This window comes from Priestia sp. 3CA3, from assembly GCF_056836725.1.
Genome location: NZ_JBXENJ010000002.1, coordinates 763,095 through 788,860 on the forward strand (window position 1 = coordinate 763,095; position 25,766 = coordinate 788,860).

A 25,766-nucleotide genomic window follows, 5' to 3' on the forward strand; every position below is an offset into this window, starting at 1 on the left:
TCCTTTTGTATTTTTACTCTATTTTATGAATAATTATACATATTTCCAGCTATATTTGCACTGTATTTTTTGTATTAGTTATTAATTTACATAAAACATGCCTGTAGAGCGTACATGTAGAAATGAAAAGAGCAAACTCCCTTGCACGTGAGTTTGCTCTTTCTCTTCTTTATTCAAACTTCTTCAGTTTAACTTATTGTCCTATATCCTTCATCCTTCTAAGAGCTTTTCTATATTCTTGATCTCTCATATGCAGCATTTTATCAGGAGAAGGTTTAGGCTGGCCAAACTTTTTCAAAGCTTCTCTATACTCGCTTTCACCAATGACTCCATTCGAAACAATCTCTTTAGGCGAACGCTCAAAAACGGGAGTAGCTTTTTTACTGTGAACCTTTTCGGTACTCGGCTTTTCTTTATTTTTTTCTTTATCATGCGACTTATGAGCCAGCTTGTGTCCCTTACCTGTTAAAAACATCAAAAACGAGAGAATGAATACCACAATGCTCAATACACACGAAAACGTAGAAAAGGTATGATACGTAATGATTTCAGATTTTACATGTAGAGATTGCGTGAAATTTTCTTTACTAGCCACCTGGCTCTCTGCACTTACTGTCGCCAGGTGATCTTTATACACCTTTGCAAAAACAATACTGCTGATTACAGGAATGACCGCAGATACTGTCACTCGTATAAATTGAACCGTGACCATCCGAGGGACTAAGCTTGGTAGTGGTCCGCCTAAAGCAGCACCCATCAGACCTGCAGCGACTGTGAATCCTACTCCTGCGATTAAAGCGGCAAAGCTGATAATAAAGAGAAAAGCTGAAGCATGACCGTCCACATACATCCACTGTATGTTTACTCCCATAATAATGACGGCTCCTATAATACCTAATACGCCCGGCCCGACTTTATCATATAATACGGCACTTAATATGGCTGCAATTACTATCCCGGCAAAAAGCCCGATATAGATCAGTGACATCTCTCCTTTATCAAAACCAGATTCACTTTTAAGCAATCCTTGTAGGGATAAAAGAGTGAGACTCATACTAATATTTCCTATAACAGCGATTAAGATAGCGAGAGCTGGTTTTCGAGAAGCCACTAATCGAAAGGGAATTAAAGGATTTTTAATATGCCATTCTGCTATAAATAAAAAACATAAAAAAATGATGCTTCCTACTATGCCTATCCATACATAAGTAGATGCCCATCCTGATTTTTGGAGATTAAGTAATGTAAACGTAATAAATGCAGTAACCATAAACATTAACGCTGCACCGATGATGTCAAATGGTTCATGATGTTTTTGCTGTTGCTTGGCATGATCATTTGTTAAAAATTTGTAGCTAAAACCTATTCCCAGTAAGGAAAGTACGGCCGCTATATAAAATAACCATCTCCAGTGTCCGTAGCTTTTCACTAACATTCCGAGAAAAATACCCACAACGCTAGAGCCATAAAATCCGCCAATAAGAATCAGTAATGCCAAGTTCCGTTTCTGAATCGGAAAAGAAAGAACCAGCATTGGAATCATCATCATAAGTGCTAAACCCGTTCCTGTCCCTTGTAAAAAACGACCAATTCCCATTCCTAAGAAGCTGTTAGAAGCAATACTTACGATAGCTCCTATAAGAAACAAACACATCGAAAGAACATAATTCCTTCTCTCCCCTAACTTGTGTCGAAGGATAGGTCCAAACGGAATACAAAATGCAAAGCTTATAACCCCTATTAAAACCGGTGTTATCGAAATATAAGATTGATTGTGAAACGTTTGTTGGAGAATGTCACGTATAGAATTTAATGACGTGTTTAACATTAAACCAGGACCAATAGCTAAAACTGCCAGTAAGGAAATCCCCCAGTGTTTTTCTATTTTCATACCACAATTCCTTTCTGCCTTTCATGATTGTAAAATATCTTTATTTCAACAAACTAAAAAATAAAGCTTCAGTAAGGAAGCTTTATTTTATTTTCTAAACCTGCCACTCGAATTGGCCCTAGAAGAGTTAAACGGGTTAATTTATCAGCCATAAATGCAGGGCTAAATTTCATATCGCTTTCTAACCAAGAACAAATGACACCTATATGAGCTGATGTAATATAGCTAATCAGGATATCTTTAGGAATATCCAGTCCATCCTCTTCTTCTCCAATCGAAGAGATTAGCTCTCCGTACACTCTTTTCTTTACAATTTCCGTCATATGACTTCTGAATTGAGGCAATCCTCGGTCGCTTAGCATGACTTTAAAATAATCCGCGTGTTCGTAGATGAATTCAAAAAGCTTTAAAAAAGAAACAGACTCATCTTTTTCTTCCACTTCTGAGGAAGCCTCGTTATTTTGTTTAGGCTTTACCTGCTCTATTAGCTCTTCTAGAACTTCATTCATAATCTGAACAAGAAAGTCTTGCTTATCTTGATAATGTAAATAAAATGTTCCTCGCGTTAATTCCGCTTTTTCCGTAATTTCTTGAATCGTAATGGACGTGACATCTTTCTCCTTAAGAAGTTCGACTAAAGCGTCTCTTAAGTATTTATTTGTTCTTTTTATCCTAGGATCTACTTTTTTTTTAGTCATAGTTGATCTCCTTGTATCACTTTTATTAAGACATACGATGGACTATTTAAACTATCCTGTATCGTCAACATACATTTTATACATAATGTAAACTAATGAACATCATGTATATTAAGTCTCACAAAGTATTGCCAATCTGTCAATATCAAAAATTGGGTAGGGTTAAAACATTCCATTGTTAGAGACGGATTGCGTGAAATCTTTTGTAAAAACGTTCAAAAGAAATGGTATTAGAAATGAAGGAATAGTAAAAATTGATATTATGGAGGTGTTTTCTTATGAAAAAGTTTGAAGTAACGTTTCATTTAATCAATGGTGAAATCAGTCATATAGTTGAAACTAAATCACTTATTCGTGCAAAGAACTACATACAATATAGATTTGAAGATAAAAGTAAAGTATTGGACTTAGCAAATGACTTAGTACTCGTTAAAAGCAGCGTTCAATACTTTACCGTAGCTGAAAAAGAATAAGTAATGATATAAACAAGGTAGAAATTGCTTGTTCCACCGCTGTTAATTTCCATGCAAGGCTTCGCTTTTCGCAGGCGGCAAGTGAGTCTGCAGGAGTCTTTCGCCTTGCTATCCAATTAACGGCTACAAGCACCTACATTCACCCTCATAACAAAAAGATCCGAACAGTTTATCGTTCGGATCTTCCTTCCACTAAACTACTTTTAAGCTCTTTTCTCGCTATTTTTTCACCCAGTTATCATTACTATCCTTTTTGTACTTTGTTTTCACTGCATTCCAAGCGACTTTATGCGCCGTAGCTTCTTCTTTGTATTCGTCACTCGCTGAGTTAAATGCTTCTTTATAAATTTCCTGAGCATGATGAGGAAGGTTATCTTTTACTCCATCAGGCAATTCTTTTAATGAATTGTAGGGCATATAGTATTCCTCCTTGAAAACGTCTTTTACTACTGATTTACCTGTTCTTAATGAGTATAAACATTTAATAAACTCTGAAAACCAATTGGAGTTTTGACTCTATAAAAAAGAACAGCACCTCTCTAGGAAGCCTGTTCTTCAAGTGAATCTAATTACCCTTTAAACATCAGCGGGGAAACACCCTTACTTAAGTTCCATTTACTTAAGGTAATCAATTCAATTTCTTGATCAGCAAAGAAACAAATACCTTTTGCATTTTCTACAGGGTAGATTCTGCTCGTCATCACTTTCTCGCCTTCATTAATAAAAACTTCAATGGACGATTTATCGACAAAGAGATGAAGATGCAGGTGGTTATCATTTAATCCAACAGGTGCTTTTCTTACTCCTCCATCACCTTCACCTGAGTTATTGCGATTAAAGATAAACAAACTTTCTAATCTATCATAGGTTAAAAGCGTTTCTTGGTGAGTTTCGTTATCTGTTCGCAATTTCACTCCGAACTTTGAAGCGGCTTTTGCGTTAATTTTCACTTCAAGTTCGTAACAATCACCTGAAATACCTGCAAGTTCTTGTTCTCCACTAACGATAATATTTTTATACTGCACGTGATGTTGACGAAGCTGCTTAAGCTCTGGAATTGGTTTACTAATTATGTTCCCTTGTTTAATAGAAAGCTCACGCGGAATAGTCATTGCTCCTGTCCAATTGTATTTTTGTTCAGGCATGCAGCTTTCCCACATAGCCATCCACGCTATCATAATTCGTCTGCCGTGTTCATCTTCTGTTGTTTGAGGAGCATAAAAGTCAAACCCGTAGTCTAAAAGTTGAAAATCCTCATGTTGAAGCAGCCCCGTTTGATAGTCTAATTTCCCTTTTACATATCCAGCTTGATGTAAGTTATGATAGAGATCCCCTTCTGGTTTTACTCCTTGAGGCGACATGACAAGCACGTCCTGTCCGCCGAGACTAAAAAAATCTGGACATTCCCACATAAAACCAAGATTCCCTTGGCTTTTGGCCATTATATTTATAAACTCCCAATCCATTAGATCTCTTGAACGATACAAAAGAACTTGGCCCTCATGATCCTTCGTGCGTGACCCAAGAACACAATAATAATAGTCATCTTTCTTCCATACTTTTGGATCTCTAAAATGATCAGGGTGAATATTCCCTTCAGGCACTGAATCAATAACTGGGTTTTGAGCTGCTTTATTAAAATGAACGCCGTCTTCGCTTACAGCAAGACACTGAACTTGTCGTAAATCCGTATCATAGTTAGCTCCCGTCCACACATTCCCTGTATACATGGCATAAAGCTTTCCATCTTTTTCAACTGCACTTCCTGAAAAGCATCCATCTTGGTCATATTCTTCACTCGGAGCAAGAGCAATAGGGAGATGTTCCCAATGAGTGAGATCTCTACTTTTTATATGCCCCCAAAACATTGGCCCCCACTCGGGAGAGTATGGATGATGCTGATAGAATAAATGATACTCACCTTTGTAAAAGCAAAATCCGTTTGGGTCATTCATCCAATATGCCGGTGTAGACACATGGTATTGTAATCGCCAATAATTCTGATTAACAGCCTCCTGCTCGTTTAACACACTCTTCATTGCCTTTGAGATTTTTTCTTGATGTTGATTTTTTAATGTTTTCAACCGATTTCTCCCTGCCTTTCTCTACGTGAATGAGTTACGTGTGATAAAAAGAGATTAAAACGATGAATCAATCTCACAAACAATGGATTCGTAAGGTCGCAATTTTAGTTGATTTGGGTGTAATTCCAAATGATCGTAGTTCGATAAAATAACTTCTTTCATAGTAAAATCTAAGTTTAAAGCTACTTCTTTATGACCAAAGTTAGCGATTACCGCTATTTTTTTATTATTAAACTCCCTTGCGTAAGCCATGATTTGTAGACTATCTTCAAACAAATCTTCGTATTTACCAAAAGCAATAATCTCTGAATATGGACTGCTTTTTCTTAATTTAATTAAATTTTTATAGAAATAAAATAAAGAATTATCATCTTTTAAAGCATTCTCAACGTTAATAGAAGAGTAATTAGCATTTATCTCTAGCCACGGTGTGCCTTGGCTAAACCCTGCATATTGAGAATGATTCCACTGCATAGGTGTTCGGGAATTATCACGGCTGCGTCTCCAAATTGCTGCTAATGCTTCTTCTTTTGAGAATCCTTCTTTCAGCGCAGAGTGATATTGATCAATTGAAGCTAAGTCATTGTAATGCTCAATCGACGGATACTCTACATTTGTCATTCCGATTTCTTGTCCTTGATAGATGAATGGTGTGCCTTTTAGTAAAAAATAGACCGTAGCTAACATTTTTGCTGACGTAGGTCCTATATCTTCGGGTTTAATAAATTTGTTTAAAGAACGAGGCTGGTCATGGTTTTCTAAATAAAGTGCTCCCCACCCCGTATTGTTATAGAATGTTTGACTATCAGAAATGGCTCTTTTGAAATCAAGCAGATTCCACTTATGCGGTTCATACCATTTTCCTTTTTTTCCTACGTCTAAATCAACATGATCGAATTCAAAAAGCATACTAAAATGTCCTTCTTCTCCCGCGTAAATAGGCAGTTCTTTGTGTGATACTCCAGGAGCTTCCGCCACAGTTAAGATATCATGTGAAGCAAAAGCTTCTTTACTTAGTTCACTTAAAAATTCATGAATGCCTTCTTGATTTGTTTCAATTACATTCATTTCACCATCCGAATTAGCAAAATCCTGTCGTTTTTTTATAAATGTAATGGCATCTACTCGAAAGCCGCTAATTCCTTTTTCTAACCACCATGTGACCATTTTATAGACGGCATTTCGAAGATCAGGGTTTTCCCAATTAAGATCAGGCTGCTTTTTAGAAAATGCATGAAGATAATACTGTTCTGTTTGTTCATCATACTCCCAACATGAACCGCCAAAAATAGATTCCCAATTATTAGGAGGGTTTCCGTCTTCTTTTCCATCTTTCCAAATATACCAATCTCTTTTCGGATGATTTACATCACTTTTTGATTCTAGGAACCACTCATGTTCATCCGAAGTATGGTTAACGACTAGGTCCATAATAATCTTTATATTTCTTTTTTTGGCTTCATCAATCAGTAGATCCATATCTTCCATAGAGCCAAATTCTTCTGCAATGGCTTGATAATCAGAGATGTCATATCCGTTATCATCCATTGGAGATTGATAAACTGGACTTAGCCAAATAACGTCGATACCTAACTCTTTTAAGTAATCTAATTTTTGAATAACTCCTTTTAAGTCGCCAATTCCGTCACCATTCGAATCGTAAAAACTTTTCGGATAAATTTGATATACAACTGCTTCTTTCCACCACTGTTTATTCATCGTTACAGCGCTTTCTGGATTCTTTCTTTCGCTTAGTTGAACCATTTCTTATCAGCTCCTGTGTATTTATATTAAAATGATGTATATATTCTTCTGTTTTTATGGTATCGATACCATATGTGATTAAAAAAATTTATGTTATTAAAAAATCTGATATAACCCTTTATACCTCACGCTTCTATACTTACCTCAAACTCTTTGTTCTAGTATGCGATAAATAGCTGAATGTAGAGGAACTGTCTTCTGCTTTAAGGTAAATTTATTGTATTATATTATGGGAACGGTTTCAATTACTTTTCTGAAAATTTTTCAAAAAAGGTGAGAACTAATAGATTTAGCTCTCACCTTCATCTGTTATCTCCTATCACGTTGAGCTTCGAACAACTAGCTCGATTGGGAGTTCAAACGTTTCTACTGTCGATTCAGAATCATTCAGCATATCGATCAGGATTTCCATTGCTTTAATCCCCATTTGATCAATCGGTTGTCGTATAGTTGTTAGCTTTGGATCTAACATTTGTGCAAGAGGTTGGTCATCAAAGCCAATAATTGCCAAATCATTAGGTATACTTAGACCAGACTCTTTGGCTTCGATCATCATTCCTCCAGCAATTTCATCACTTCCTGTAAATATAGCCGTTGGGCGATCCTCCATTGACAGGATTTTTTTAACTACTTGTTTTCCGTCTTCAATACTATGTTGATTAACAAAAATCCATTTTGGATCCGGCTGAATTCCTGCCTCTTGAAGTGCTTTTTGATAACCTTGGTTACGGTCCTTGTCCTTACCTTCCTCAGCGAACAATCCACCTGTACAGTACCCGATTTTCCGGTGTCCCTTTTCAAGTAAATGCTTTACGCCTATATACGCACCCTTATATTGATTTAATCGAACGATTGGAACATTTGCGTTGTTTACATATTCGTTGCACAACAAAATAGGACCATACTCAGTAAACGGCTCTATGAGACTCCAGTCATTTTCAATGGACGTCATAATAATTCCGTCAACTTGCTTTGTTTTCAGTAAATTTAAAAATGCTAATTCTTTCTCTTTATCTTCATTACTTTGAAAGATTAATACATGATAGCCCTTTTTATAAGCAACTTGTTCAATTGAATCGACTAAATAAGAGAAAAATGGATTTATAATCTTTGGTACAATAACACCAATTGTAGTCGTTACCTGTCCTCTTAACTTTCTTGCCGAAGGATTTGGCGTATAATTAAGCTCTTTCATTGCTTTTAGCACACGATTTTTTTTCTCTTCTGAAACATACGAATGATTGTTTATAACACGGGAAACCGTTGTTTTTGATAACCCCGATAATTTGGCTACGTCGTATATTGTAGGCATGTGTTTATCACTCCATCACTAACTGAAATCAGTTTCATACTTATTTTACGTTAAAAAAGAGGCAAAATGCAATGAATGAATTCGTTTGCAACTCTATACCATCTGTTCAATAAGAATACAGTAGAATCCCTATAGGTCTTTGAAACAGCCCTTTTTATATAAAATGTTTCATGATTAATAAATCAGTACATATCAAATTGTTTATTTTATATGTAAGAAACCAATACCATATTAAAAAAACACATTACACTTAAACAAACCTTTTTTTGAAGGTATTTTTGTTAATTATTTTCTTGTTGACATATGAAATCGGTACCATATATAATACAATCAATCGAAAACGCTTTCTAAATAATATTTAGATACATAAACAGCAAAGGGGATTTAAATATGGAAAACAATAAACTTTATTGGAAACTAAGCAGTTTCTTTTTCTTATTCTTCTTATCTATTGCCTCTATTTTTACTTTTTTTGCTATCTGGTTGGGACAAAGCCTTAACCTTTCCGGAGCAGAAACAGGTATTGTTTTTTCTGTAAACGCTGTCTTTACTATGCTTTTTCAACCTCTTTATGGATATATCTCTGATAAATTGGGGTTACGAAAGAATTTATTATACTTCATTTCAATTTTAGTTATTTTATCTGGACCGTTTCTAATTTTCATCTATCAACCTCTTTTAAACTGGAATTTTTGGGTAGGAGCTCTGACAGGCGGAGCTTATCTTGCCATCACCTTTTTAGCTGGAATCTCAGTCATCGAGTCATATATCGAAAAAGTTGGCAGAAAGTATGCGTTTGAATTCGGTCGTGCAAGACTTTGGGGATCAATAGGAGCTGCCGTTGCTGCTGCTATTGGAGGACGAATGCTTAATATTAACCCTGATATCAACTTTTGGATTGCATCGGGATCAGGCGTTATCTTATTACTTGTTATTTTCCTTACAAAAGTAGAAGTATCTACTATTGAAGAAAAGAAAGCAAAGTCCCTTTCTATTCAAGATTTAGGTAGCTTATTTAAACGAAAAGACTTCTGGATTTTTATGATTTTTATGCTCGGGACTGGCTGCATTTATAATGTTTTTGACCAGCAATTTCCTGTATATTATGCCTCCCTGTTCCCAACAGAACAATTAGGAAATCAAATCTTTGGTTACTTGAATGCAGGTCAAGTCTTTTTAGAATCCGGGATGTTATTAGTTGCTCCATTCATTGTGCGCAAAGTAGGTCCTAAAGGCGGTTTAATTTTAGCGGGAATCATTATGATTTTACGCGTAGTAGGTTCAGGGCTAGTATCCGATCCATACAGCATTTCCTTTATCAAGCTTCTTAACGCACCAGAGTTTGCCATTATCATCGTTTCTGTATTTAAATATCTGGCTACATATTTTGATACGAAATTCTCTTCCATCTTATATTTAGTTGGATACCAATTCGCAATGCAACTAGGAGCGGTTATACTCTCCCCTATTGTAGGAAACCTATACGATTCCATTGGCTTTCGTCACACATACTTAATCATGGGAGTTATCGTGACTGTCTTTACTCTATTTGGTGCATTTCTTTTAAGAAACAACAATCAAGCATCTAAAGATAATAATGATTCAAAGCTTACTGCTTAGAACAAGGAAAAATATTTATTAAATGTGATTCTCGTAATTTTGAAAGCCCTTGCTAATTGTAGCAAGGGCTTCTTTTTGATGAGTTTCTTCTATTAATAATATATGGAACTAAAGTATATATCTTTTCAAAAGAGTTCATGGATAAAAACAAAAAATAAAACGCTTTCATTTTTTTATTCTATTAACTCATTTCCTTTGTTACAATGAAATTATAGGGATTATAGCAGAAGGGCAGATGGGACATATGAGTACAAATCTATTGATCATTTTAGGGGTTATATTTCTGACAACAGTTGCTATCACTATTTTAATTAAGATTCCTGAAGAGGAATAAACTACATCATAAAATAAAATAAAAAGCCACCTCATTCTTTTGATATTAAAAAGTGAGATGGCTTTTTCGAATTTTAAGCATTGCAAAAGTTTAAGAAAGATTAGGTCTATAAATAACTATAGCATATTAATTGAAAGGTTGTCATACAATTTTAGATAGAAAGAATCCCCTTCTAGTAAAGTATATACGTAAACAATGTGTGAAAAAACAAGAATTTTATTATGTCGTTGCTGTACATACTACATTTTAAGGAATTCATATGATAGTTAATTAAAAAAGAACTCCACTTATGGTAATCAATGATATAATTACCTTTAACTGTATAAGAGGTGATTTTGTTGATAGAAGATTTATTTGGAGGAACACTACCGTTTTTGCCTTCCAAGGAAACAATGGCTGCTAAAAAGAAACTTAGTCTATTACGTAAGCAAAAATGGTTTAGAGCTGCTTATGGAACAGAAATTATCTATAACAATCGGGTTAAAGAATTTATAGCTAGCTTTGATGTAGAGTATCTGCTGAATGATACTAATGAAATAAGATTATTCCGTCAGAGATTAGATGAGCTTCTTAAGGAAGAACGCCTTAGTTAAGAAAGGATCTACGAACTATGAAAAAATCGAATAAAGATCACTTACTTTGGAACATGTTAAAGCTATGGATTTCTATACCTAGAAATATTCGTGTAGCATTTCTTTGGGCTTTTATTTTAGGAATCTCCTACTTGGGGTGGGTCAAGCTAGCCCACAGATTTATTTAGCATTAGTGATTTACCTCTACTAAAATTCATTTTAAGCAAACAAGAAGACTAGAAAAGATAAAAAGCTGAACTAAGTATAAAATTAAAGGAGAACTGCCTTGAGTCGCTTTATAAAACTAGTTGTTACATCCCTTTTATCTACTGCTATTTTTGGTGCTGTCTATGGGATAATCAGCTTAACACCTGAAAGTGAAAAAGAACCTAATATTTATTACTTCAGCTTTACAGATACATTCGTATTTACATTCATGTATACTTTACCCGTTTATATAGTTGTTGGAATTATTTGTTCCTATCTAATTGATATGCTAGCACATAACATGCAGACAAGAAAAATGTACTTTTCTAAGCTATTAATGTACTCGTTAGCAGGAATAGTTCCTGGTTTAGCATTTTACTTTCTGTTTGAAGGAATTCAGTTAGATTATCAATTGTTATTTTATTTTTTTGCCCTGGGTATTTTTGCATCTAATACTTTTTATCATGTTTTGCTACTTATAAATAAGGTTTTTAACAGAAAGAAAATTTAATTAAGGTTTGCTTTTGCTTCTAACGCAAACGTACATTATGATACAGAAGGATTTTCATATATATTATAAAAAAGAATAATTTCAGAAAGAGGAAAATGTGTGAAACGTAGTCGATTGTTGCTTTTGTCGTTAGTTAGTAGTTTGTTAGTTATTCTGGTATCGTTATTCCAGTGGGATCTGGTTGATATGATAACGGAATTTTTAATGTTGCCTGTTTGGTTATTTGTATATGCCTTCTTTATCATCATAACTGTATGGGCATTGATTCATCTTTTTAAAAATAGAAAGTGGCAGCCGCTTGTTATTCAGCTCATTACTATTATATTATGGTTCTTCTTTCCCTTTACTCAAGTCAACTTAGATTTGAACTTTAAAATCCATCAAGAGAAGAGAGAAGAAGCTGCGGCTAAAATAGAAAATGGCGTGATTAAACCTAACGTACCCGATAGTCCATCACTTATTCAATTGCCAAAAGAGTATACTCAATTGTCTAAAGGCGGAGGCGACATTGAAGTAGAAACAAAAGGAAAGTCGACATCAATTCTTTTCTTTACGTACCGCGGGATGCTAGACAACTTCTCAGGATTTGTATATGACCCAAACGATCATAAACCTTCAAAAAGCGATTTTGACGGAGATTTTAAACAGATAGAAAAAGTACATAAGAACTGGTATTATGTATCTTCTTATTAAAAATAGATACTACTTAAAAACTGGCCCCAAATCGTTAGGCACTGTCTGACAATTGGGGCCGGTTTTTAATTTTCATTCTTTAATTCAAGCTCTCTACTTCAGAATGCCGTTTTTTATCTACACGGTCAAAGTAAGCTTGTTCAAGAATTTGCATATAATCAGCCTCGGTAATTAAGCGGACGTTACTTGGCGTTGAGTTGTTTTGCATAGCCAACTTTACAATGCTCGGAAAGTCTTCTTTCTTTACACCCTCTAGCTCTTTTAATTTAGGAATATTTAATGATTCTGTTAATTCTATAATTCCTTGAATTAATTTTTCAACAGCTATTTCATCTGAATCTGAATCTTTGGCAAAACTCATATACCTTGCTAATGTAGCATGCAGCTGCTTATTCTCCATAGAATTAAATCGTAATACGTATGGTAAAAATACTGCGTTAGCAACTCCATGCGGGGTATCATAAAGTCCTCCAAGCGCTTCTGCTAAGCAGTGTACCGAGGCAACATCTGCAGATCCAAAACAAAGGCCAGCTAAGAGACTTCCTTCCAGCATATCTTGACGAGCCGCTTCATTTTTACCATCGCGGAAAACGATAGGCAGTGCTGAAACAATCGTTCTCATTGCTTGAGCCCCAAGCGCTTGTGAAATAGGATTTGTTACTTTACACGTATAGCCTTCAATCGCATGAACGAGTGCATCAATGCCAGTCGCAGCCGTAACAGAAGGAGGAAGACTTAATGTTAGTTCAGCATCAAGAATCGCCAAGACAGGTCTTAATGAACTATGTTTGAGGGTCATTTTTCGATGTGTAGATGCTTCCGTAATTACGGCAGAACGAGTAACCTCTGACCCTGTGCCTGAAGTAGTTGGAATACAAATAACTGGTGCAATGTTTGAATACAGGAGTCGGCCGTCTGCATAGTCAGATGGTTCTCCGCCGTTTGGACCGCACAGTGCAATAGCTTTTCCTGTGTCCATTGCACTTCCGCCACCAATGGCAACAACTGCATCTGCACCAAAGTCACAAAATAATTTTGCACCTTCCAAGCAGTTCGTATCTCGAGGGTTTTGTTCAATTGAATCAAATACCAGCACTCGGTAACCAGAAGCCTCCAAGGCAGTTACAATTGGTGAAACTAATCCTGCACGAACCACACCAGGGTCACTCACGACTAAAATTGATGAACCAATATTTAAAGATGTCAGCATTTCTGGTAATTCTCTAGCTTTGCCCATTCCTACCTCAATTCGAGTAGAACAAAAATAGTTATAAGATTTCATTTATACCCCTCCCGTTGTCTAAAATCAAATACATACCTTAAGAAGCACTATTTTTAAAAATTTCATCATGGCCGGTAAGCTTACTTGTTCCATTCTGAAGCTAATATACCCATAAAATATGTATCTACGTACTTCCCATCCACATAGGCATGGTTTCTTAATTTCCCTTCGATAATAAAACCAATCTTTTCATATAGTGCAATTGCTTGTTCGTTTATTCCTCTTGTGGTTAAATAGATTTTATTTAGACGGAGCTGTTTAAACCCTAAATCAATCATTTGCTCCATAGCCATTCGACCATATCCGTGACCTCTAGATTCTGAAGATAGGAGAATTCCTATACTAGCTCTTCCATGTCCATGGTCTATATCCTTCAGAAATATCCACCCAACTAATTCTTTTTCATCGCTTTCAATTCCTAAAATTAAATCGTTGTTCATTCTTTTGTTTTCTACTTCTTGTACCACCTCTTCATAAGTTAAAGGTGTTCTGCCTATCATTCGTATTGCCCGTTCATCATTTAACCATTTATGAGGGTTAATTCATCGGTTTGAGATATTAAATCAATTCTCTGATTTCCTTTTTCATAATAAGTCGAGGCCCCTTCTCGGTCCCTTTCCTTCCACCCTTTTGATTTAATCACTAATTTATATCCTAACGGGATGCCATTTTCTTCAGAAGCTTTAGACCAATCATATATGTTTACACGTTCTTTTCCTTTTACTAACTTTGCATTTTTAGGGACAGGGAAACTGGAAAATTTATCAGATGGGATATAGGCAAAGAATGTAACAAAATAGAAAATTACCGCTCCCATTAGTAAAATTCCTGTAACAGTGATCATCACGGTTTTTTTCAACTTATCGCCCTTCTTTCAATGACATTTTATAATGCGGTAGATCTTATAACTCGTAAAAGCATTAAACTTTCTGTTCGAAATAATTATTAGGTTGGCACCTGTTATCTTAGATTTAACCTACTTTTATATTGATTATTTTACCATTAATTATAATTAAAGGAAATTTTTTTAAGGATTTGCACCTTAAGAAATATTTAAATAGAAAAAGAATCCTTTTATAGCGTTGTTGACACATTGTTTCTCAAAAAACAGGATCAATTTTTCTCTAATCTAAGGTTGTTCCTTCTGATAAACCCTATTGCATTATTCCGATGTAATAGAAGAAGGATTTTTACTTTTTAAGATAGAATAGTTTCTTAAAGAGTCATAAAGGAGTTGATTTTATGTCTAAACAAACAAAAGATAGAAAAGAAATAAAGCTTTTGGATTCTCAACTTTACTTATGTGAGGAAATTCGAAAGTTGTTGAGGAAAAAAGAAAAAAGAAGTCTAGCCTTTGAACAAGAGTATACAGAACATGATATATTACACATTGCTTTAAACAGATTAATGAGTGAGCTAATCTCTAGACATTAAAAATTTCATCTATTATATTTGATATTATTCGAAATAGATACGTTTAATATAAAAATAGACAGAATATTTCATTAATATCTTTACTTTGTAAACGTTTTCATTTATACTAAGTATAGGTTGGATGGCATGAGTGGCTGTCATAGTATTTAGCGTAGGCGGGGCTGATATGAGGGAACAGGGCATAGAAGAAATGTCCTTTTTTTGTTTGGGCAACATTTGTTAGAAACTAGGAAATGTTATAAAATTTCTTTCAAACGCTTTTTTTGTTTCGTATGCCCTATCCAGTCTAGAAATTGAAAAAGACCACCTCTTCCCAGTTACAAGAGGTAGCATTTTTTAAAATTGAATGAACAGTAGTCGTTAAATAATGCTTTATTGCATCTTGATTAAGTTGCTTAACTTAAGGAACGGTATTCACAGACAACATATTCACCGCTTTTTCCAACAGTAAAATATCTTCTTCAACCATTCTTTTCATATCATCGAGATCAAGTTGAATATATTCTTCTTTTAAACGTTCTAATTCCCTGACGAACAGGGATCCCGTATAGTACCTATAATTTGTCACTACTATTTATCCCCTTTGTATGCTCTTAATAGATGTAATTCCCCTTTATTCAGATTAACAACCAATAAATTCAAAATTTTTTAAAAAAATCCTTCCCTGATGTAGGCAAAGGATTTTTAACTTGATTAAAATAGGGAAAATATGTTATTAACGTGGCCGGATTTTTAGTTTCATATACATACAACGTTTTATCGTTCTACTTTGATTTTAAATCAAATTTATCTTCTTTCCCATTCCATTTTATTGTCACGTGATAAGGAGCGTTGCTGCTTTGAGTCGAACACCCGCTGCAGCTTCCATTTAAATTAATTTTCCCTTCTGTCTCGTCATCCGTACCTGATAATTTGCTTGTTTCCCCTTCAACAACATAAGAAACTTTTCCTACTTTCTCCTTGTCTTTTCCTTTATAGATGATACTGCCTTGCCCATTTTCAGTATTCTCTCCTTTATTTAAAAGATATAAAGCTTTCCAATGATCTCCTTCACCTTCGAAACGCACACTTTCTTCTTTGGTACCACAGCTACCCAATACTAATAAAAAAATAGATATAAGTCCTAAAAACAAAAACTTCCTTTTCAATTTAAATCCTCCTACACGGTAAAAAATCACCCCAATATACTATTAGGTGATTTTTTGTTAGTATCTGTTCTTTTTTTCAAGTAATTTAATTAATCTATCATTTTGTTTCACTATCGTTCTTAGCTTAGCTTCTAACGAACATAAAGTGATAAAGACGGCTATAAATCCTATAATGACAAAAAACATATTAGCTGATATCCCCCATACATCATTTTATTTTCAGAACAATATCTATATAATAACATTTTTTCTATATTTTATATCATAATGTTGTTTCTTAGTTAACATAATAAATAAAAGGAATAGGAAAGTGTTCTCTTAAAGGAAACCTTCAGGGCGGCCATTTAAACGTTCTAGCTATACCAAAATACAGAATGAATATGCCTTCACCCACGAACTCAACAGCTTTCCTTTATAATAAATACCCTTTCTCTAGCTAATAATAAGTAAGTAAAATATGTATATACTATAAACTAACACCATTCTTAAAAGTCTGACGGTTACGAACATCTACCTATAATTCAGCAATGTTTCCATCTAAATCATGGTTTCTCTTCTTCTATTAAAGGGAATTAAACCCTAAAAGTGAACCTTAAAAGGAGACCATCATGGTTACAATTGAATCAATTATCATAGGTATTGTTTTTATCCTCATTCAACTATACGCATTAACGATTGTCGAACGTTCTCCAATCGGGGAGCAAAAGCTGCTCTCATTATCAGGCGGTGTAGCTATTGCTTATGTATTTATTTATATCTTACCGACGCTTCATAAGAAACAAGAAGAGTTTGGAGGATCGCTAGCCCTTGATACTGAACTATATTTTCTTGGTCTTCTCGGCTTACTCGTCTATTTTTCGGTGTATTCATTTGCTCAGACAAAAGCAGCCACACACCTAACGGAACTGACCGTTTATATGGTACAGGCTAGTTTTTTTATGATTTATTCTTTTATCATTTCTTATGTCGTGTTTTCAACCGATGTTAAGCGAGTTGAATCAGTATTCTACGGACTGGCTATCAGCCTTCATTTTATCGGATGGTCTTACCATCTAGGAAAAAAACATCCGCGCTTACACAAAACTAGAGGTCGCTATATGCTGGCCGGAGCAACTTTTCTTGGGTCAATTTTGGGCGTCTTTGGCCCCTCATCAGGACTGCTTATTGAGTCGATGATTGCTTTTAGTTCAGGTGCAATGTTATTTAACGTCATCAGTAAAGAGCTCCCTTTTGAAAAACATGCGCATTTGCCTACCTTTTTAATCTCATCTCTTGTCTACGCCGCTACAATGATTTCGTTAAAAGCTTTTTTCAATTGGTAGTTGCGAGGTGTTGGGACAAAATAAAAAGAGCAGCCATAAAGGCTGCTCTTTTAAAGTATGGTTTTTATTACTAGATACACTGCAGCAATCGATGCAAGAACGATAAGCACATTTAAAATACGATGTTGAGTAGCTAAGTGGCCTCGCTTCATTTCTGCACGAGTCAATGGTTTATTTTCATCGTGATTTCCACTCACTCTATTACATCTCCTATCCTGTTTAGGTATTGGTTCTGCCAATTTAAGCAATAAGCTGATCTTTGTCAGCTGCTTCTTCCTTTTTTATCTTCCCTCTACATAAGATATAGAAAACACTAAACATAACAATCGACCAAATAAGGTTAGCTCCTGGCTCAGTGTTAGCTACCTTAAACAAACTCGGTATAGACCCGAAAACAGAATCATTCGTTGTAAGGAACAGAGCGAGAAACATGTTGTTGGCTGCGTGTGCGCCAATGGTAATTTCTAAGCTTTTTGTTTTAATCGCGATATATGTAAGAGCAAAACCAGCTACAATATAATCTAGTCCCACCAATATAATGGATTTATTCATTTCAGGATTAGCAAAATGACCTATTGAAAACATTAGCCCAACAATAATAGCAAGTAAAATTGGACGCTTCACTTTCTTACCCACCCATTGAAGAAGAAGTCCTCTAAAAAACAGCTCCTCCGTTGTTGTTTGAATAGGTACTAACAAAAGCGTAATCAGTACTAACAGGGCATACTCTTTTAAACTTACATGATTCCATGAATAATCCGAGTGGTTAAACACGACATCAATTAATTGTGAAACGATTAGTAACAGACTAAAAGCTACAAAAGACCATATTACTTTCTTCCAATTCACACGTTTGTTAGCAGTGATTAATGATTTCATTTTTCGTTTGTGAATAAAACGAATCCCGATCCATAAACCAAAAATCCAGCATATGTACATAATATGAGACAACAGAAAATCAAGATTAGCATTGATTCCTACAGCTAATCCGCTATCAAAATCAACATATGATTTTCCACTTTCATCAGCTGCAACCATTATCATTTCAGCAATAATATAAATAATGGATCCTAACAGCATAAACACAGAAGCAAGGATTGTTGTACTTACATAACGCTTCCAGCTATTTTTTCCTTCTTCCACATTTAAATAGTTTTTCATTTTATTCTTACTCCCTCAGCCTTCTCTTCTCAACTACATCGTTCTTCTCTACTTCGTTGTTGTCTAGGCAATGTAAAAATCTATTAGGACCCGAAGTCCTGCAATTATGTTAACTACCGCCTGCTTTTTACCTTTGAAGATAAGGGAAGAGACTGAAAACATTAAGAAATTACAACTCTACCCATTACCTCTTTATATAAAATTTAGCGCCTTAAAAGCCGTCAAAAAACAGCTTCTTCTAAAAGAAGACTCGACACTAAGTCATCGTTAACCTTTATATCCTGCTCATACGTGCCCGCATACACATAATTTTGAAGAAAATACTTGCTACTCAAGAATATATATCCTAGAACAACTAAAATAAATATTTTTTTCAACATCGTCCTCACCTTTTTATCTAAAGTTTTCCCCTCGCGGCTGCTTCCACAATCGCTAAGGGCTTATCCATAAATAGCTTTTCATTTTTTAAAATTAGCTACCATTCTATCTAACATCGCAAAAATGTATATAAGTTACAAATATATTACATTATTATTACAAATGTAACAATTACATTATAACTAAGAAAAAGAGGATAATCAATATGAAGTGTTTAGTAAAGCAAATAAAATTGCTAGATTAATATGATGCCTCTAAATAAATCAAAGCATTATGCAAAAGTGCACACGTTTTCTAGCAGGAATATTTAAATATTAAATAAGAATATTTTTGGATTTTAATTGAAATTTTGGTTGTATATTCTATAATGATGAAGGTGAACCAAAGAGGCTGGCGAAAAAGGTGGATTTAATATAGTTGAATAAGTTAGTGGTGCAAAGTACTAATGCTACAGTCCAGAAGTTTAGACCGTAACAAAAAAGCATAGAAAAAAACCATGCTATAGCACTTTAGAAGAAGGTGAAAATAAAATGATTTTTATACCTATACTATCTTTAATAATTGGTTTGTATCTGTTAGTTTCCGGAATTTTTATAATTATAAGGGATAAAAATACAAAAGAAAAAACTAAAAAAGCTTTAGTTTTTTTAGCAGTAGCATCGGATATAGCAACCGATCCAGTGTCATCTTCAGGATTCCGAATTATGCTTGGTGCTGTTTTATTAATAGCTGGATTCATTTTATTATAAGAATACACCTTAATAATTCATTGTATTTAAAAAGGTTCCATCCATTTAGAGATAGGAACCTTTTTTATGATCAAATATACAGCCTTGATACTGATTTAGCTTAATCAGTATCAAGGCTATAACCATTTTTTAATTGTTTTGGATCTGATGGTGGTATACGAAATAGCTGTTTTAAAAAATCATCGAAGGTGTCTGCTATTTTAATATACTCCCATTCTGTAGTGTCGTATGTGGAAGCTGAGAAGTTTTCTGCGATATACATAACAGCAGGATTTTGCAATCTATTGCGATAATCCAACACGACCCAATAGTGAAAATCTGTCCATAACACCAAAAATTCACCAGTGAGGCTAACTTCTTTTAATAGTTCTTTAGAAGACAAGATGCTTATATCTTCCTTTTCAAAGTGTATAGGATTAATATCACTAACACTTGCTCTTTGCCCGTAAGGAATACTGTCAGTATCTCCATCAGGTAACATAAAGTATGGATAGTTAAGTCCTCCACCATTTCTGATTTTCAATAAATCCAATAATGAACTAGGTAACTTAACATCTAAAATAGCTTCAGCCTGCTTTATGATTTCATCATTTATCGGATAATCTATACGCTTATATTCACTATCGTCGCTCCAAAAACTATCCCCTCGATAAAATTCTTTTTTCAAAACTTCACCTTCTTCCCACTTAAGTATTAAGTAATTGTTTTAATTCCTTTTTTAAGCTTTTATAATGCCAATGAATATGATCAAGTTCTATCTCTATTTCAATTAATTATTGGATTAGCTTTTCTTGATTTAGTGAAGAACGAAGAGTTTCTCTAATTAATCGATCAAGTTTATTATTGCTTTCATAAATGTCGTTTACATCAACTGCTAATTCCACATACTCTTTTTTTGAATCAAGTAAGGAAAACTTCTTTATTAACTCATCTACAATGATCGGTTTCACTTTAACCGCTCCCTTTTAACCCTTATGTATTTTAGATATTTCCATCCTCTATAAAAGATTATTAAAACTGGTTAGAGTAGTTTATTAGAATAGTTCAGTTCCATAAATTTCTTCATTCGCGATATTATTGACTCATTTTACCATACAGCGTGTACCTTTTCTTCTAATTTATTTGTTTGGAGAAAGATATTTCAAATACAGATCTTAATAAAATAGCACCTTGGATATTTTAAATTCAAATTACCAATAATACCGTTACATGTCTTTTGCCTAAAAGGAGCTAAGTAGCGATGGAACTGAAAAGAATAGTAAGCATCACCTTTTTATCAAGCGTTATCTTATTTTCGGGACCTTTATCATTGGTCAATGCATCGGTAAATGATTCTAAAATGACTGTAAAACATTCAGTGAAAGAAGAGCAGCCTAATATAAAGATTTTAGCCACTGGAGGTACGATTGCAGGCTCTTCTGAAAGCAGCACAGACACAACTGGATATGAATCAGGAGCTCTTAATATTAAAACAATTATCAAAGCTGTTCCTGAGTTGAAAAAAATAGCGAATGTAAGCGGAGAACAGGTCGTAAATATCGGAAGTCAAAATATAGATAACAGCATTTTGTTAAAGTTAGCGAAGCGAATTAATACACTATTAGCTTCTAAGGATGTTGATGGAATTGTCGTGACGCACGGATCTGATACGATGGAGGAAACGGCTTATTTTCTAAATTTAGTAGTAAAGAGTGACAAGCCTGTGGTTGTGGTTGGTTCAATGAGACCAGCTACCGCTATAAGTGCAGATGGACCGCTAAACTTGTATAATGCAGTGAAAATTGCCTCTACGAAAGACGCACGAAATACCGGCGTTTTAGTAGCGCTTAACGATCGAATTGGTGCAGCTCGTTATATAACCAAAACACATACAACGGCAGTAGATACGTTTAAATCTCACGAACAAGGATATGTAGGAGAAATAGCTGGAGATAAGGTAATATTTTATAACAAACCAACTCGCAAACATACAACACAATCAATATTCGATGTATCAAAATTAGATAATCTTCCTCAAGTAGACATCATATATGGGTATCAAAACGATTCTAGGAACTTTTATGACACAGCCATAAAAGCTGGAGCAAAAGGAATAGTCGTTGCAGGAGCAGGAAATGGACTGCTATCTGATGCTGCCCTAACAGGTGCTAGAGATGCGGTAAAAAAAGGCGTAGTTATTGTTAGATCTAGCCGGGTAGGAAGCGGAGTTGTGACACATGAAGAATCAGATGATAAAGATACGTTTGTGACATCCGATTCGTTAAATCCACAAAAAGCCCGTATTATTTTAATGCTTGCTTTAACGAAAACAACGGATCCTCAAAAGATTCAAACCTACTTTAATGAGTATTAAATCAAAAATATCTGTCATCCTCTGTTTTGGCCAAATTTTTTAAGAACAATCGGTAATGACAGCTTATAAGAAAGACATAAAGAGGTTGAGACATCACTAACATACTTTTATCTCAGCCTCTTTGAATTAAGAAAGAAACCATCAGCAGGTTCCTTATTCATTTCCCCAGTTCTTGCTTTCTATAATTAAATGATTTGATGTGGCGTCTAGCACACGCCATACCAAGGTCTTACCTTCTATATCTTTTAACTCGATAATGCCCTCTAGCTTATTGGTATTCACATGGACACGTTTCTCATCTATTCTTTGCGCACTTTTTAATCTCGTCCCAAATGTTGCAGGACTTTCTTCCGTTAGCTTTACAATTACATTTATCATACGCTCGTCAGAAACATAGTTTTCGCTGTTCTCATAGTTCTTATCAGCAGGCTTAATGGCGTGTTCTAACCCAGTTTCGTATTGGCGCCAATCAACAATTAAAAAAATCGCAAATACGAAAGACACTGTGAGTAACAAGCCGTATGCAACATATCGTTTCATTTATTTTTGCTCCTTTCGCAGGAATAGGTTGTATCAGAAAATAGTATCGTATCACTTTAAAAAATATTCCTTTTTCAGCATAAAAGAAGGTATATTTTTTAAAGTTTTCTGCTTACGGAGAGTACAATAGGACTTATCACGAGCTTAATGTAAGTCCATTGCGAACAATTCGTTCAGCAGGAAAGACAAGAGAAAAATCCTGTTAGAAAACTAAAGAATTCCCCTTCTCTATCACAAGCTTCTCATTGCACTGTAAGAGCCCGTAAACATACGTTTACGGGCTCTTGTCTCTCATTCATAAGATATAAATAGAATAAGTTTAATATGCATATTTTATTTAACCTACGTTACTTTTCAAGATGTTCTCCAGTTATTCGAACAAAACTTTCATTTCTATCTAATGGAACAGGAGGACGCTCGCCTAAAGGAACCTTCCAGTGCCACCATTTGAAGATTCTAGCAATGACGAAACATAGGATAGATATTCCTGCAAAAATCCCAACAAACGTCCAGTGCTGTCCGCTTAGCAGCATAACAGGCCCTGCTGACCATGCAAATAATTCTAACGGCGTATTAAGCGGTCCAACTACCGCTGTGTCTGTAAGTGTTTTTGATTTATTGTTAGGATCAATAATTCTTAGTAATGTAAGTCCGATAGCGAATACACCTGTTGAGTAGCCATACACAAATATAGAACGTTCAAACCAGCTTTCATAGTTCATAGCAGGTCCAATTACGACTAGCATCACCACCACTACTACTATGCCTGAAAGCATTAATAAACCAAGTGGAAGTGCATATTCAACAACAATCGGTAATTTAATTGACGCTACACCGAAAAATACAAGAAAATCGGTTGCTGCACTTCCTAAACGATCGACTATCTTACTATCAACGTATTTGTAAACGCCTTTTTCTCCTTTGCCTAGCAATATGTACATAAGCAGTGCTATCAAAAATGCTATTGTAAACGTTGGGAATTCTAGTCCCCAAGCAGTAGCAATATAGTTATTTAATAGATAGCCCAAACCTGACGGCACAACTAATAATGCTAAATGAAAAGCTAATGGGTCCATGGCAATTGGTGAAATCGTGTCATTCCCCATTGCCGTTCTATTTTTAGGCTGAACTAATCCTGTTTTTAGATCCTCCGAAATTTCTGAAAAATCTTTTACATAATGAGTATAACCTTTTCGAGTTGCCCATTTTATAAAAATAAGTCCACCAAAAATACCTGCTAAAATACCGCCGGTAGCAGCTGTCATTCCTAAGTCCGTTGCATTTTCCCAGCCTAAATTTTCGAAGGTTGTGCCTACCGCTGCCGCTGTTCCATGTCCTCCATAAAATCCGGCTGCCAGCAGTAAACCAAATCCGTTATTAATTTCTGGAGCAAACTTCGAAATTACTAAAATAGAAAAAACAATTGGAATAGACATTTGAAGGCCTATACAAAGAATTTTATAAGTGGCATATGCGCCCATTCGATTAATATCTTTTTTCATATTGCCGGGTGAAAAAGAAAACCCGTTTATTCCAACTGCCGCAAATACAAAAATGGTAATAATCCCTGCGTAGGAGCTAATATCTTCAGAAAAAGGTAGGATGTTTAAAAAGCTAGGTCCTAATGCTAAACCTAAAAAACCTGCCAATAAGCTTGCTGGAATAAAACTTCTTTGGATAAATTTAAATTTTGCACGAAGCAGCATACCTATTAAAATCAGAACACTGGCACAAGCAAAATCTACTAATATCGTATATACAGTCATTTGTACCCTCCTTTTGCAACGTTAAATACTTAATAAATCAGCTGATCTTGTTGATGTAGCGGGTGGTGCTGGGTCTAGCTTTTCCCCTTGTATATGTAATACGTCCTCTGGTCTGACCCAAGGTCTATTTTGTATAGCACTTGTTTCTTCATGTGTAAGGTATCCTTTATAAGCGGTTAAGCTGCGTCTTAAAAATCCATCTTTGATACAGGCTGATTTTACACCCGAATTTAGGATGGACTGAATATGTGGCAGCACGGACGCTGCATAAGCTACAGAAGTAGAGTTAGCAATCGCTCCAGGGATGTTGCTTACACAGTAATGAACGACACCATTTTCAATATATGTAGGATGTTCATGAGTTGTTTCACGGAAAGACTCAATTGCACCATCAGTATCATTGCTAATATCTACAATAACTGATCCCTTTTCCATTAAATTGAGCATATCACAATCTATTAAATAATCTTTGCGTTCCTTTGGCCATTTCACACAGTTAATCACCATATCAGTTTCAGGAAGCAATTTTTTAATATTTTGCTTAGTTGATAGCTGTGTATTCACTTTTTCATTATACGTTTTGCCAATATCTCTTAACGTTCCATAATTTACATCCATAACCGTACACCACGCACCTAATGAATGTAACACCTGCAGAGCTGACCTTCCTACTAGTCCTCCTCCAAGAATCAGTACCTTCATACCAGGAGCTCCAGCTAACCCACTAACAAATTTCCCTTTCCCGCCGTTAATTGTCAGCATAGCTTGCAGACCCATTAACGCACCTTGCTTTCCTGCTGCTTCACAGTTTACTGAACCAAATCGATGTGAATCTTCCGCAGTGAACGCGATACATTTACTATCGAGTATAGCTTGTACCTGCTCTTTGTGTGCCGCTGGATGGATACACGTATAGATAATTTGATTTTCCTTGAGCAACTTATACTCATTTTCTTCAATTTCTTTAACTTTTGCTATAAAGTCACATCTTTCATACATCTCTTCTGTTGTTTCTACTATTTCTGCCCCTTCTTTTTTATACTGTTCATTCGTAAATCCCGCTAAGGCGCCAGCATCTTTTTGAACAAGAACCGTATGGCCATCGTCTTTAATAGCAGCAACCTCTAAAGGTGTCATAATGACTCGATATTCTCCCACTTTCTTATCTTTTAATACGCCAAATACCATGTTGATCCCCCTAAGTTAGTTTTGTAAATGCCTCTCCTTCATGCGTGGTCTTAAGTTTAAAGAAACTATTATAAATTTTCAGACTAAAATAAATGTACCTTATCTTGCTCCACACAAACTTTGGAGAGATTGTTCTAATAGAACCTTATTCTGCATTTACTTACCAAATTATAAATTAAAATGAATAAAAATTCAAAATAATTTGAAATTAACATCTGTTTATACGTGTCATGACAAGCTGTTACCGTATTAACCTTGCATAGAAAAAAAGGTTCCACTCATCAAC

General features: G+C 35.0%; 26 protein-coding genes and 1 pseudogene. 9 read left to right on the top strand and 18 right to left on the bottom strand.

Annotated features, from left to right (window positions below; all coding sequences use genetic code 11):
- Positions 1-193 precede the first annotated feature (193 nt).
- The gene (locus AC1VNJ_RS09175; RefSeq protein WP_482640673.1) at positions 194-1,891 is read right to left on the bottom strand and encodes an MFS transporter; all 1,698 of its coding nucleotides are present in this window, start codon (positions 1,889-1,891) and stop codon (positions 194-196) included.
- 68 nt (positions 1,892-1,959) lie between these two features.
- Positions 1,960-2,589: a TetR/AcrR family transcriptional regulator gene (locus tag AC1VNJ_RS09180; RefSeq protein WP_482640674.1), complete on the bottom strand. Its 630-nt coding sequence runs from the start codon at positions 2,587-2,589 to the stop codon at positions 1,960-1,962.
- 278 nt (positions 2,590-2,867) lie between these two features.
- Between AC1VNJ_RS09180 and AC1VNJ_RS09185 the strand changes: the two genes are divergently transcribed.
- Complete coding sequence (locus AC1VNJ_RS09185; protein WP_028414863.1) at positions 2,868-3,062, top strand: hypothetical protein; 195 nt, start codon at positions 2,868-2,870, stop codon at positions 3,060-3,062.
- A 219-nt stretch (positions 3,063-3,281) separates the two neighbouring features.
- On the opposite strand, the gene AC1VNJ_RS09190 is transcribed toward AC1VNJ_RS09185, so the two are convergent.
- From AC1VNJ_RS09190 to AC1VNJ_RS09205, 4 genes are all read right to left on the bottom strand, one after another.
- On the bottom strand, positions 3,282-3,479 hold the full coding sequence (locus AC1VNJ_RS09190) for a ChaB family protein (RefSeq protein WP_033580050.1): 198 nt from the start codon (positions 3,477-3,479) through the stop codon (positions 3,282-3,284).
- A 152-nt stretch (positions 3,480-3,631) separates the two neighbouring features.
- Entirely contained in the window at positions 3,632-5,146 is a 1,515-nt protein-coding gene (locus AC1VNJ_RS09195; protein ID WP_328173252.1) for a glycoside hydrolase family 32 protein, read from the bottom strand.
- A gap of 54 nt (positions 5,147-5,200) precedes the next feature.
- Positions 5,201-6,910 carry a glycoside hydrolase family 13 protein gene (locus AC1VNJ_RS09200; protein WP_482640675.1) on the bottom strand — a complete coding sequence of 570 codons (1,710 nt, stop codon included), beginning with the start codon at positions 6,908-6,910 and terminating at the stop codon, positions 5,201-5,203.
- Positions 6,911-7,229: 319 nt separating this feature from the next.
- Positions 7,230-8,222 carry a LacI family DNA-binding transcriptional regulator gene (locus AC1VNJ_RS09205; protein ID WP_115654626.1) on the bottom strand — a complete coding sequence of 331 codons (993 nt, stop codon included), beginning with the start codon at positions 8,220-8,222 and terminating at the stop codon, positions 7,230-7,232.
- A 390-nt stretch (positions 8,223-8,612) separates the two neighbouring features.
- Here AC1VNJ_RS09205 and AC1VNJ_RS09210 point away from each other — a divergent pair, with 390 nt between their 5' ends.
- From AC1VNJ_RS09210 to AC1VNJ_RS09225, 4 genes are all read left to right on the top strand, one after another.
- Complete coding sequence (locus AC1VNJ_RS09210; RefSeq protein WP_482640676.1) at positions 8,613-9,842, top strand: oligosaccharide MFS transporter; 1,230 nt, start codon at positions 8,613-8,615, stop codon at positions 9,840-9,842.
- Positions 9,843-10,514: 672 nt separating this feature from the next.
- Entirely contained in the window at positions 10,515-10,769 is a 255-nt protein-coding gene (locus tag AC1VNJ_RS09215) for a hypothetical protein (protein ID WP_098626278.1), read from the top strand.
- 265 nt (positions 10,770-11,034) lie between these two features.
- Positions 11,035-11,466 (top strand): hypothetical protein, encoded by a 432-nt coding sequence (locus tag AC1VNJ_RS09220; protein WP_482640677.1) that lies wholly within the window; start codon positions 11,035-11,037, stop codon positions 11,464-11,466.
- A 99-nt stretch (positions 11,467-11,565) separates the two neighbouring features.
- Positions 11,566-12,159, top strand: a complete 594-nt coding sequence (locus AC1VNJ_RS09225; protein WP_098626268.1) for a hypothetical protein — start codon at positions 11,566-11,568, stop codon at positions 12,157-12,159.
- A gap of 79 nt (positions 12,160-12,238) precedes the next feature.
- On the opposite strand, the gene AC1VNJ_RS09230 is transcribed toward AC1VNJ_RS09225, so the two are convergent.
- The 3 genes from AC1VNJ_RS09230 to AC1VNJ_RS09240 all read right to left on the bottom strand — a co-directional run bounded on the left by AC1VNJ_RS09230 (position 12,239) and on the right by AC1VNJ_RS09240 (position 14,258).
- Positions 12,239-13,441, bottom strand: coding sequence for an iron-containing alcohol dehydrogenase (locus AC1VNJ_RS09230; RefSeq protein WP_482640678.1), 1,203 nt, complete (start codon positions 13,439-13,441; stop codon positions 12,239-12,241).
- Between the two features lie 80 nt (positions 13,442-13,521).
- Positions 13,522-13,941 (bottom strand): GNAT family N-acetyltransferase, encoded by a 420-nt coding sequence (locus AC1VNJ_RS09235; RefSeq protein WP_482640679.1) that lies wholly within the window; start codon positions 13,939-13,941, stop codon positions 13,522-13,524.
- A 20-nt stretch (positions 13,942-13,961) separates the two neighbouring features.
- Positions 13,962-14,258 (bottom strand): hypothetical protein, encoded by a 297-nt coding sequence (locus AC1VNJ_RS09240; protein ID WP_258873850.1) that lies wholly within the window; start codon positions 14,256-14,258, stop codon positions 13,962-13,964.
- 425 nt (positions 14,259-14,683) lie between these two features.
- On the opposite strand from AC1VNJ_RS09240, the gene AC1VNJ_RS09245 reads away from it, so the two are divergent.
- Entirely contained in the window at positions 14,684-14,875 is a 192-nt protein-coding gene (locus AC1VNJ_RS09245) for a hypothetical protein (protein WP_028414873.1), read from the top strand.
- Between the two features lie 400 nt (positions 14,876-15,275).
- Here AC1VNJ_RS09245 and AC1VNJ_RS09250 read toward each other — a convergent pair whose 3' ends face one another.
- Together AC1VNJ_RS09250 and AC1VNJ_RS09255 are read right to left on the bottom strand one after the other, a co-directional pair.
- Entirely contained in the window at positions 15,276-15,443 is a 168-nt protein-coding gene (locus tag AC1VNJ_RS09250; protein WP_176544752.1) for a hypothetical protein, read from the bottom strand.
- Positions 15,444-15,639: 196 nt separating this feature from the next.
- Positions 15,640-16,023: a hypothetical protein gene (locus AC1VNJ_RS09255; RefSeq protein WP_034267427.1), complete on the bottom strand. Its 384-nt coding sequence runs from the start codon at positions 16,021-16,023 to the stop codon at positions 15,640-15,642.
- 608 nt (positions 16,024-16,631) lie between these two features.
- Here AC1VNJ_RS09255 and AC1VNJ_RS09260 point away from each other — a divergent pair.
- On the top strand, positions 16,632-17,345 hold the full coding sequence (locus tag AC1VNJ_RS09260; RefSeq protein WP_014458832.1) for a hypothetical protein: 714 nt from the start codon (positions 16,632-16,634) through the stop codon (positions 17,343-17,345).
- A 50-nt stretch (positions 17,346-17,395) separates the two neighbouring features.
- Here the strand turns inward: AC1VNJ_RS09260 and AC1VNJ_RS09265 are convergent, their stop codons facing one another.
- Both AC1VNJ_RS09265 and AC1VNJ_RS09270 read right to left on the bottom strand, forming a co-directional pair.
- Entirely contained in the window at positions 17,396-17,542 is a 147-nt protein-coding gene (locus tag AC1VNJ_RS09265) for a hypothetical protein (RefSeq protein WP_014458831.1), read from the bottom strand.
- A 43-nt stretch (positions 17,543-17,585) separates the two neighbouring features.
- Positions 17,586-18,506, bottom strand: a complete 921-nt coding sequence (locus AC1VNJ_RS09270) for a CPBP family intramembrane glutamic endopeptidase (RefSeq protein WP_482640680.1) — start codon at positions 18,504-18,506, stop codon at positions 17,586-17,588.
- A gap of 908 nt (positions 18,507-19,414) precedes the next feature.
- Here AC1VNJ_RS09270 and AC1VNJ_RS09275 point away from each other — a divergent pair.
- Positions 19,415-19,633: a hypothetical protein gene (locus AC1VNJ_RS09275; protein WP_482640681.1), complete on the top strand. Its 219-nt coding sequence runs from the start codon at positions 19,415-19,417 to the stop codon at positions 19,631-19,633.
- A gap of 100 nt (positions 19,634-19,733) precedes the next feature.
- On the opposite strand, the gene AC1VNJ_RS09280 is transcribed toward AC1VNJ_RS09275, so the two are convergent.
- Both AC1VNJ_RS09280 and AC1VNJ_RS09285 read right to left on the bottom strand, forming a co-directional pair.
- Positions 19,734-20,300: an SMI1/KNR4 family protein gene (locus tag AC1VNJ_RS09280; protein WP_482640682.1), complete on the bottom strand. Its 567-nt coding sequence runs from the start codon at positions 20,298-20,300 to the stop codon at positions 19,734-19,736.
- Positions 20,301-20,319: 19 nt separating this feature from the next.
- Positions 20,320-20,583, bottom strand: a pseudogene (locus AC1VNJ_RS09285) (hypothetical protein).
- Positions 20,584-20,873: 290 nt separating this feature from the next.
- Here AC1VNJ_RS09285 and AC1VNJ_RS09290 point away from each other — a divergent pair.
- Entirely contained in the window at positions 20,874-21,986 is a 1,113-nt protein-coding gene (locus tag AC1VNJ_RS09290) for a type II asparaginase (RefSeq protein ID WP_482640683.1), read from the top strand.
- 153 nt (positions 21,987-22,139) lie between these two features.
- Here the strand turns inward: AC1VNJ_RS09290 and AC1VNJ_RS09295 are convergent, their stop codons facing one another.
- From AC1VNJ_RS09295 to AC1VNJ_RS09305, 3 genes are all read right to left on the bottom strand, one after another.
- Entirely contained in the window at positions 22,140-22,526 is a 387-nt protein-coding gene (locus tag AC1VNJ_RS09295) for a hypothetical protein (protein ID WP_482640684.1), read from the bottom strand.
- Between the two features lie 347 nt (positions 22,527-22,873).
- A complete protein-coding gene (locus AC1VNJ_RS09300; RefSeq protein ID WP_482640685.1) occupies positions 22,874-24,292 on the bottom strand; it encodes a sodium/glutamate symporter in 1,419 nt (472 codons plus the stop codon).
- Between the two features lie 21 nt (positions 24,293-24,313).
- Positions 24,314-25,480, bottom strand: coding sequence for an alanine dehydrogenase (locus AC1VNJ_RS09305; protein ID WP_482640686.1), 1,167 nt, complete (start codon positions 25,478-25,480; stop codon positions 24,314-24,316).
- Between the last annotated feature and the right edge of the window lie 286 nt (positions 25,481-25,766).

What these genes read in the sequence shown, in the direction of transcription:
- AC1VNJ_RS09175 (WP_482640673.1), bottom strand. Translation starts at nt 1,891, where the DNA reads ATGAAAATAGAAAAACACTGGGGGATTTCCTTACTGGCAGTTTTAGCT.
- AC1VNJ_RS09180 (WP_482640674.1), bottom strand. Translation starts at nt 2,589, where the DNA reads ATGACTAAAAAAAAAGTAGATCCTAGGATAAAAAGAACAAATAAATAC.
- AC1VNJ_RS09185 (WP_028414863.1), top strand. Translation starts at nt 2,868, where the DNA reads ATGAAAAAGTTTGAAGTAACGTTTCATTTAATCAATGGTGAAATCAGT.
- AC1VNJ_RS09190 (WP_033580050.1), bottom strand. Translation starts at nt 3,479, where the DNA reads ATGCCCTACAATTCATTAAAAGAATTGCCTGATGGAGTAAAAGATAAC.
- AC1VNJ_RS09200 (WP_482640675.1), bottom strand. Translation starts at nt 6,910, where the DNA reads ATGGTTCAACTAAGCGAAAGAAAGAATCCAGAAAGCGCTGTAACGATG.
- AC1VNJ_RS09205 (WP_115654626.1), bottom strand. Translation starts at nt 8,222, where the DNA reads ATGCCTACAATATACGACGTAGCCAAATTATCGGGGTTATCAAAAACA.
- AC1VNJ_RS09210 (WP_482640676.1), top strand. Translation starts at nt 8,613, where the DNA reads ATGGAAAACAATAAACTTTATTGGAAACTAAGCAGTTTCTTTTTCTTA.
- AC1VNJ_RS09230 (WP_482640678.1), bottom strand. Translation starts at nt 13,441, where the DNA reads ATGAAATCTTATAACTATTTTTGTTCTACTCGAATTGAGGTAGGAATG.
- AC1VNJ_RS09235 (WP_482640679.1), bottom strand. Translation starts at nt 13,941, where the DNA reads ATGATAGGCAGAACACCTTTAACTTATGAAGAGGTGGTACAAGAAGTA.
- AC1VNJ_RS09240 (WP_258873850.1), bottom strand. Translation starts at nt 14,258, where the DNA reads ATGGGAGCGGTAATTTTCTATTTTGTTACATTCTTTGCCTATATCCCA.
- AC1VNJ_RS09245 (WP_028414873.1), top strand. Translation starts at nt 14,684, where the DNA reads ATGTCTAAACAAACAAAAGATAGAAAAGAAATAAAGCTTTTGGATTCT.
- AC1VNJ_RS09260 (WP_014458832.1), top strand. Translation starts at nt 16,632, where the DNA reads ATGGTTACAATTGAATCAATTATCATAGGTATTGTTTTTATCCTCATT.
- AC1VNJ_RS09270 (WP_482640680.1), bottom strand. Translation starts at nt 18,506, where the DNA reads ATGAAAAACTATTTAAATGTGGAAGAAGGAAAAAATAGCTGGAAGCGT.
- AC1VNJ_RS09275 (WP_482640681.1), top strand. Translation starts at nt 19,415, where the DNA reads ATGATTTTTATACCTATACTATCTTTAATAATTGGTTTGTATCTGTTA.
- AC1VNJ_RS09290 (WP_482640683.1), top strand. Translation starts at nt 20,874, where the DNA reads ATGGAACTGAAAAGAATAGTAAGCATCACCTTTTTATCAAGCGTTATC.
- AC1VNJ_RS09295 (WP_482640684.1), bottom strand. Translation starts at nt 22,526, where the DNA reads ATGAAACGATATGTTGCATACGGCTTGTTACTCACAGTGTCTTTCGTA.
- AC1VNJ_RS09300 (WP_482640685.1), bottom strand. Translation starts at nt 24,292, where the DNA reads ATGACTGTATATACGATATTAGTAGATTTTGCTTGTGCCAGTGTTCTG.
- AC1VNJ_RS09305 (WP_482640686.1), bottom strand. Translation starts at nt 25,480, where the DNA reads ATGGTATTTGGCGTATTAAAAGATAAGAAAGTGGGAGAATATCGAGTC.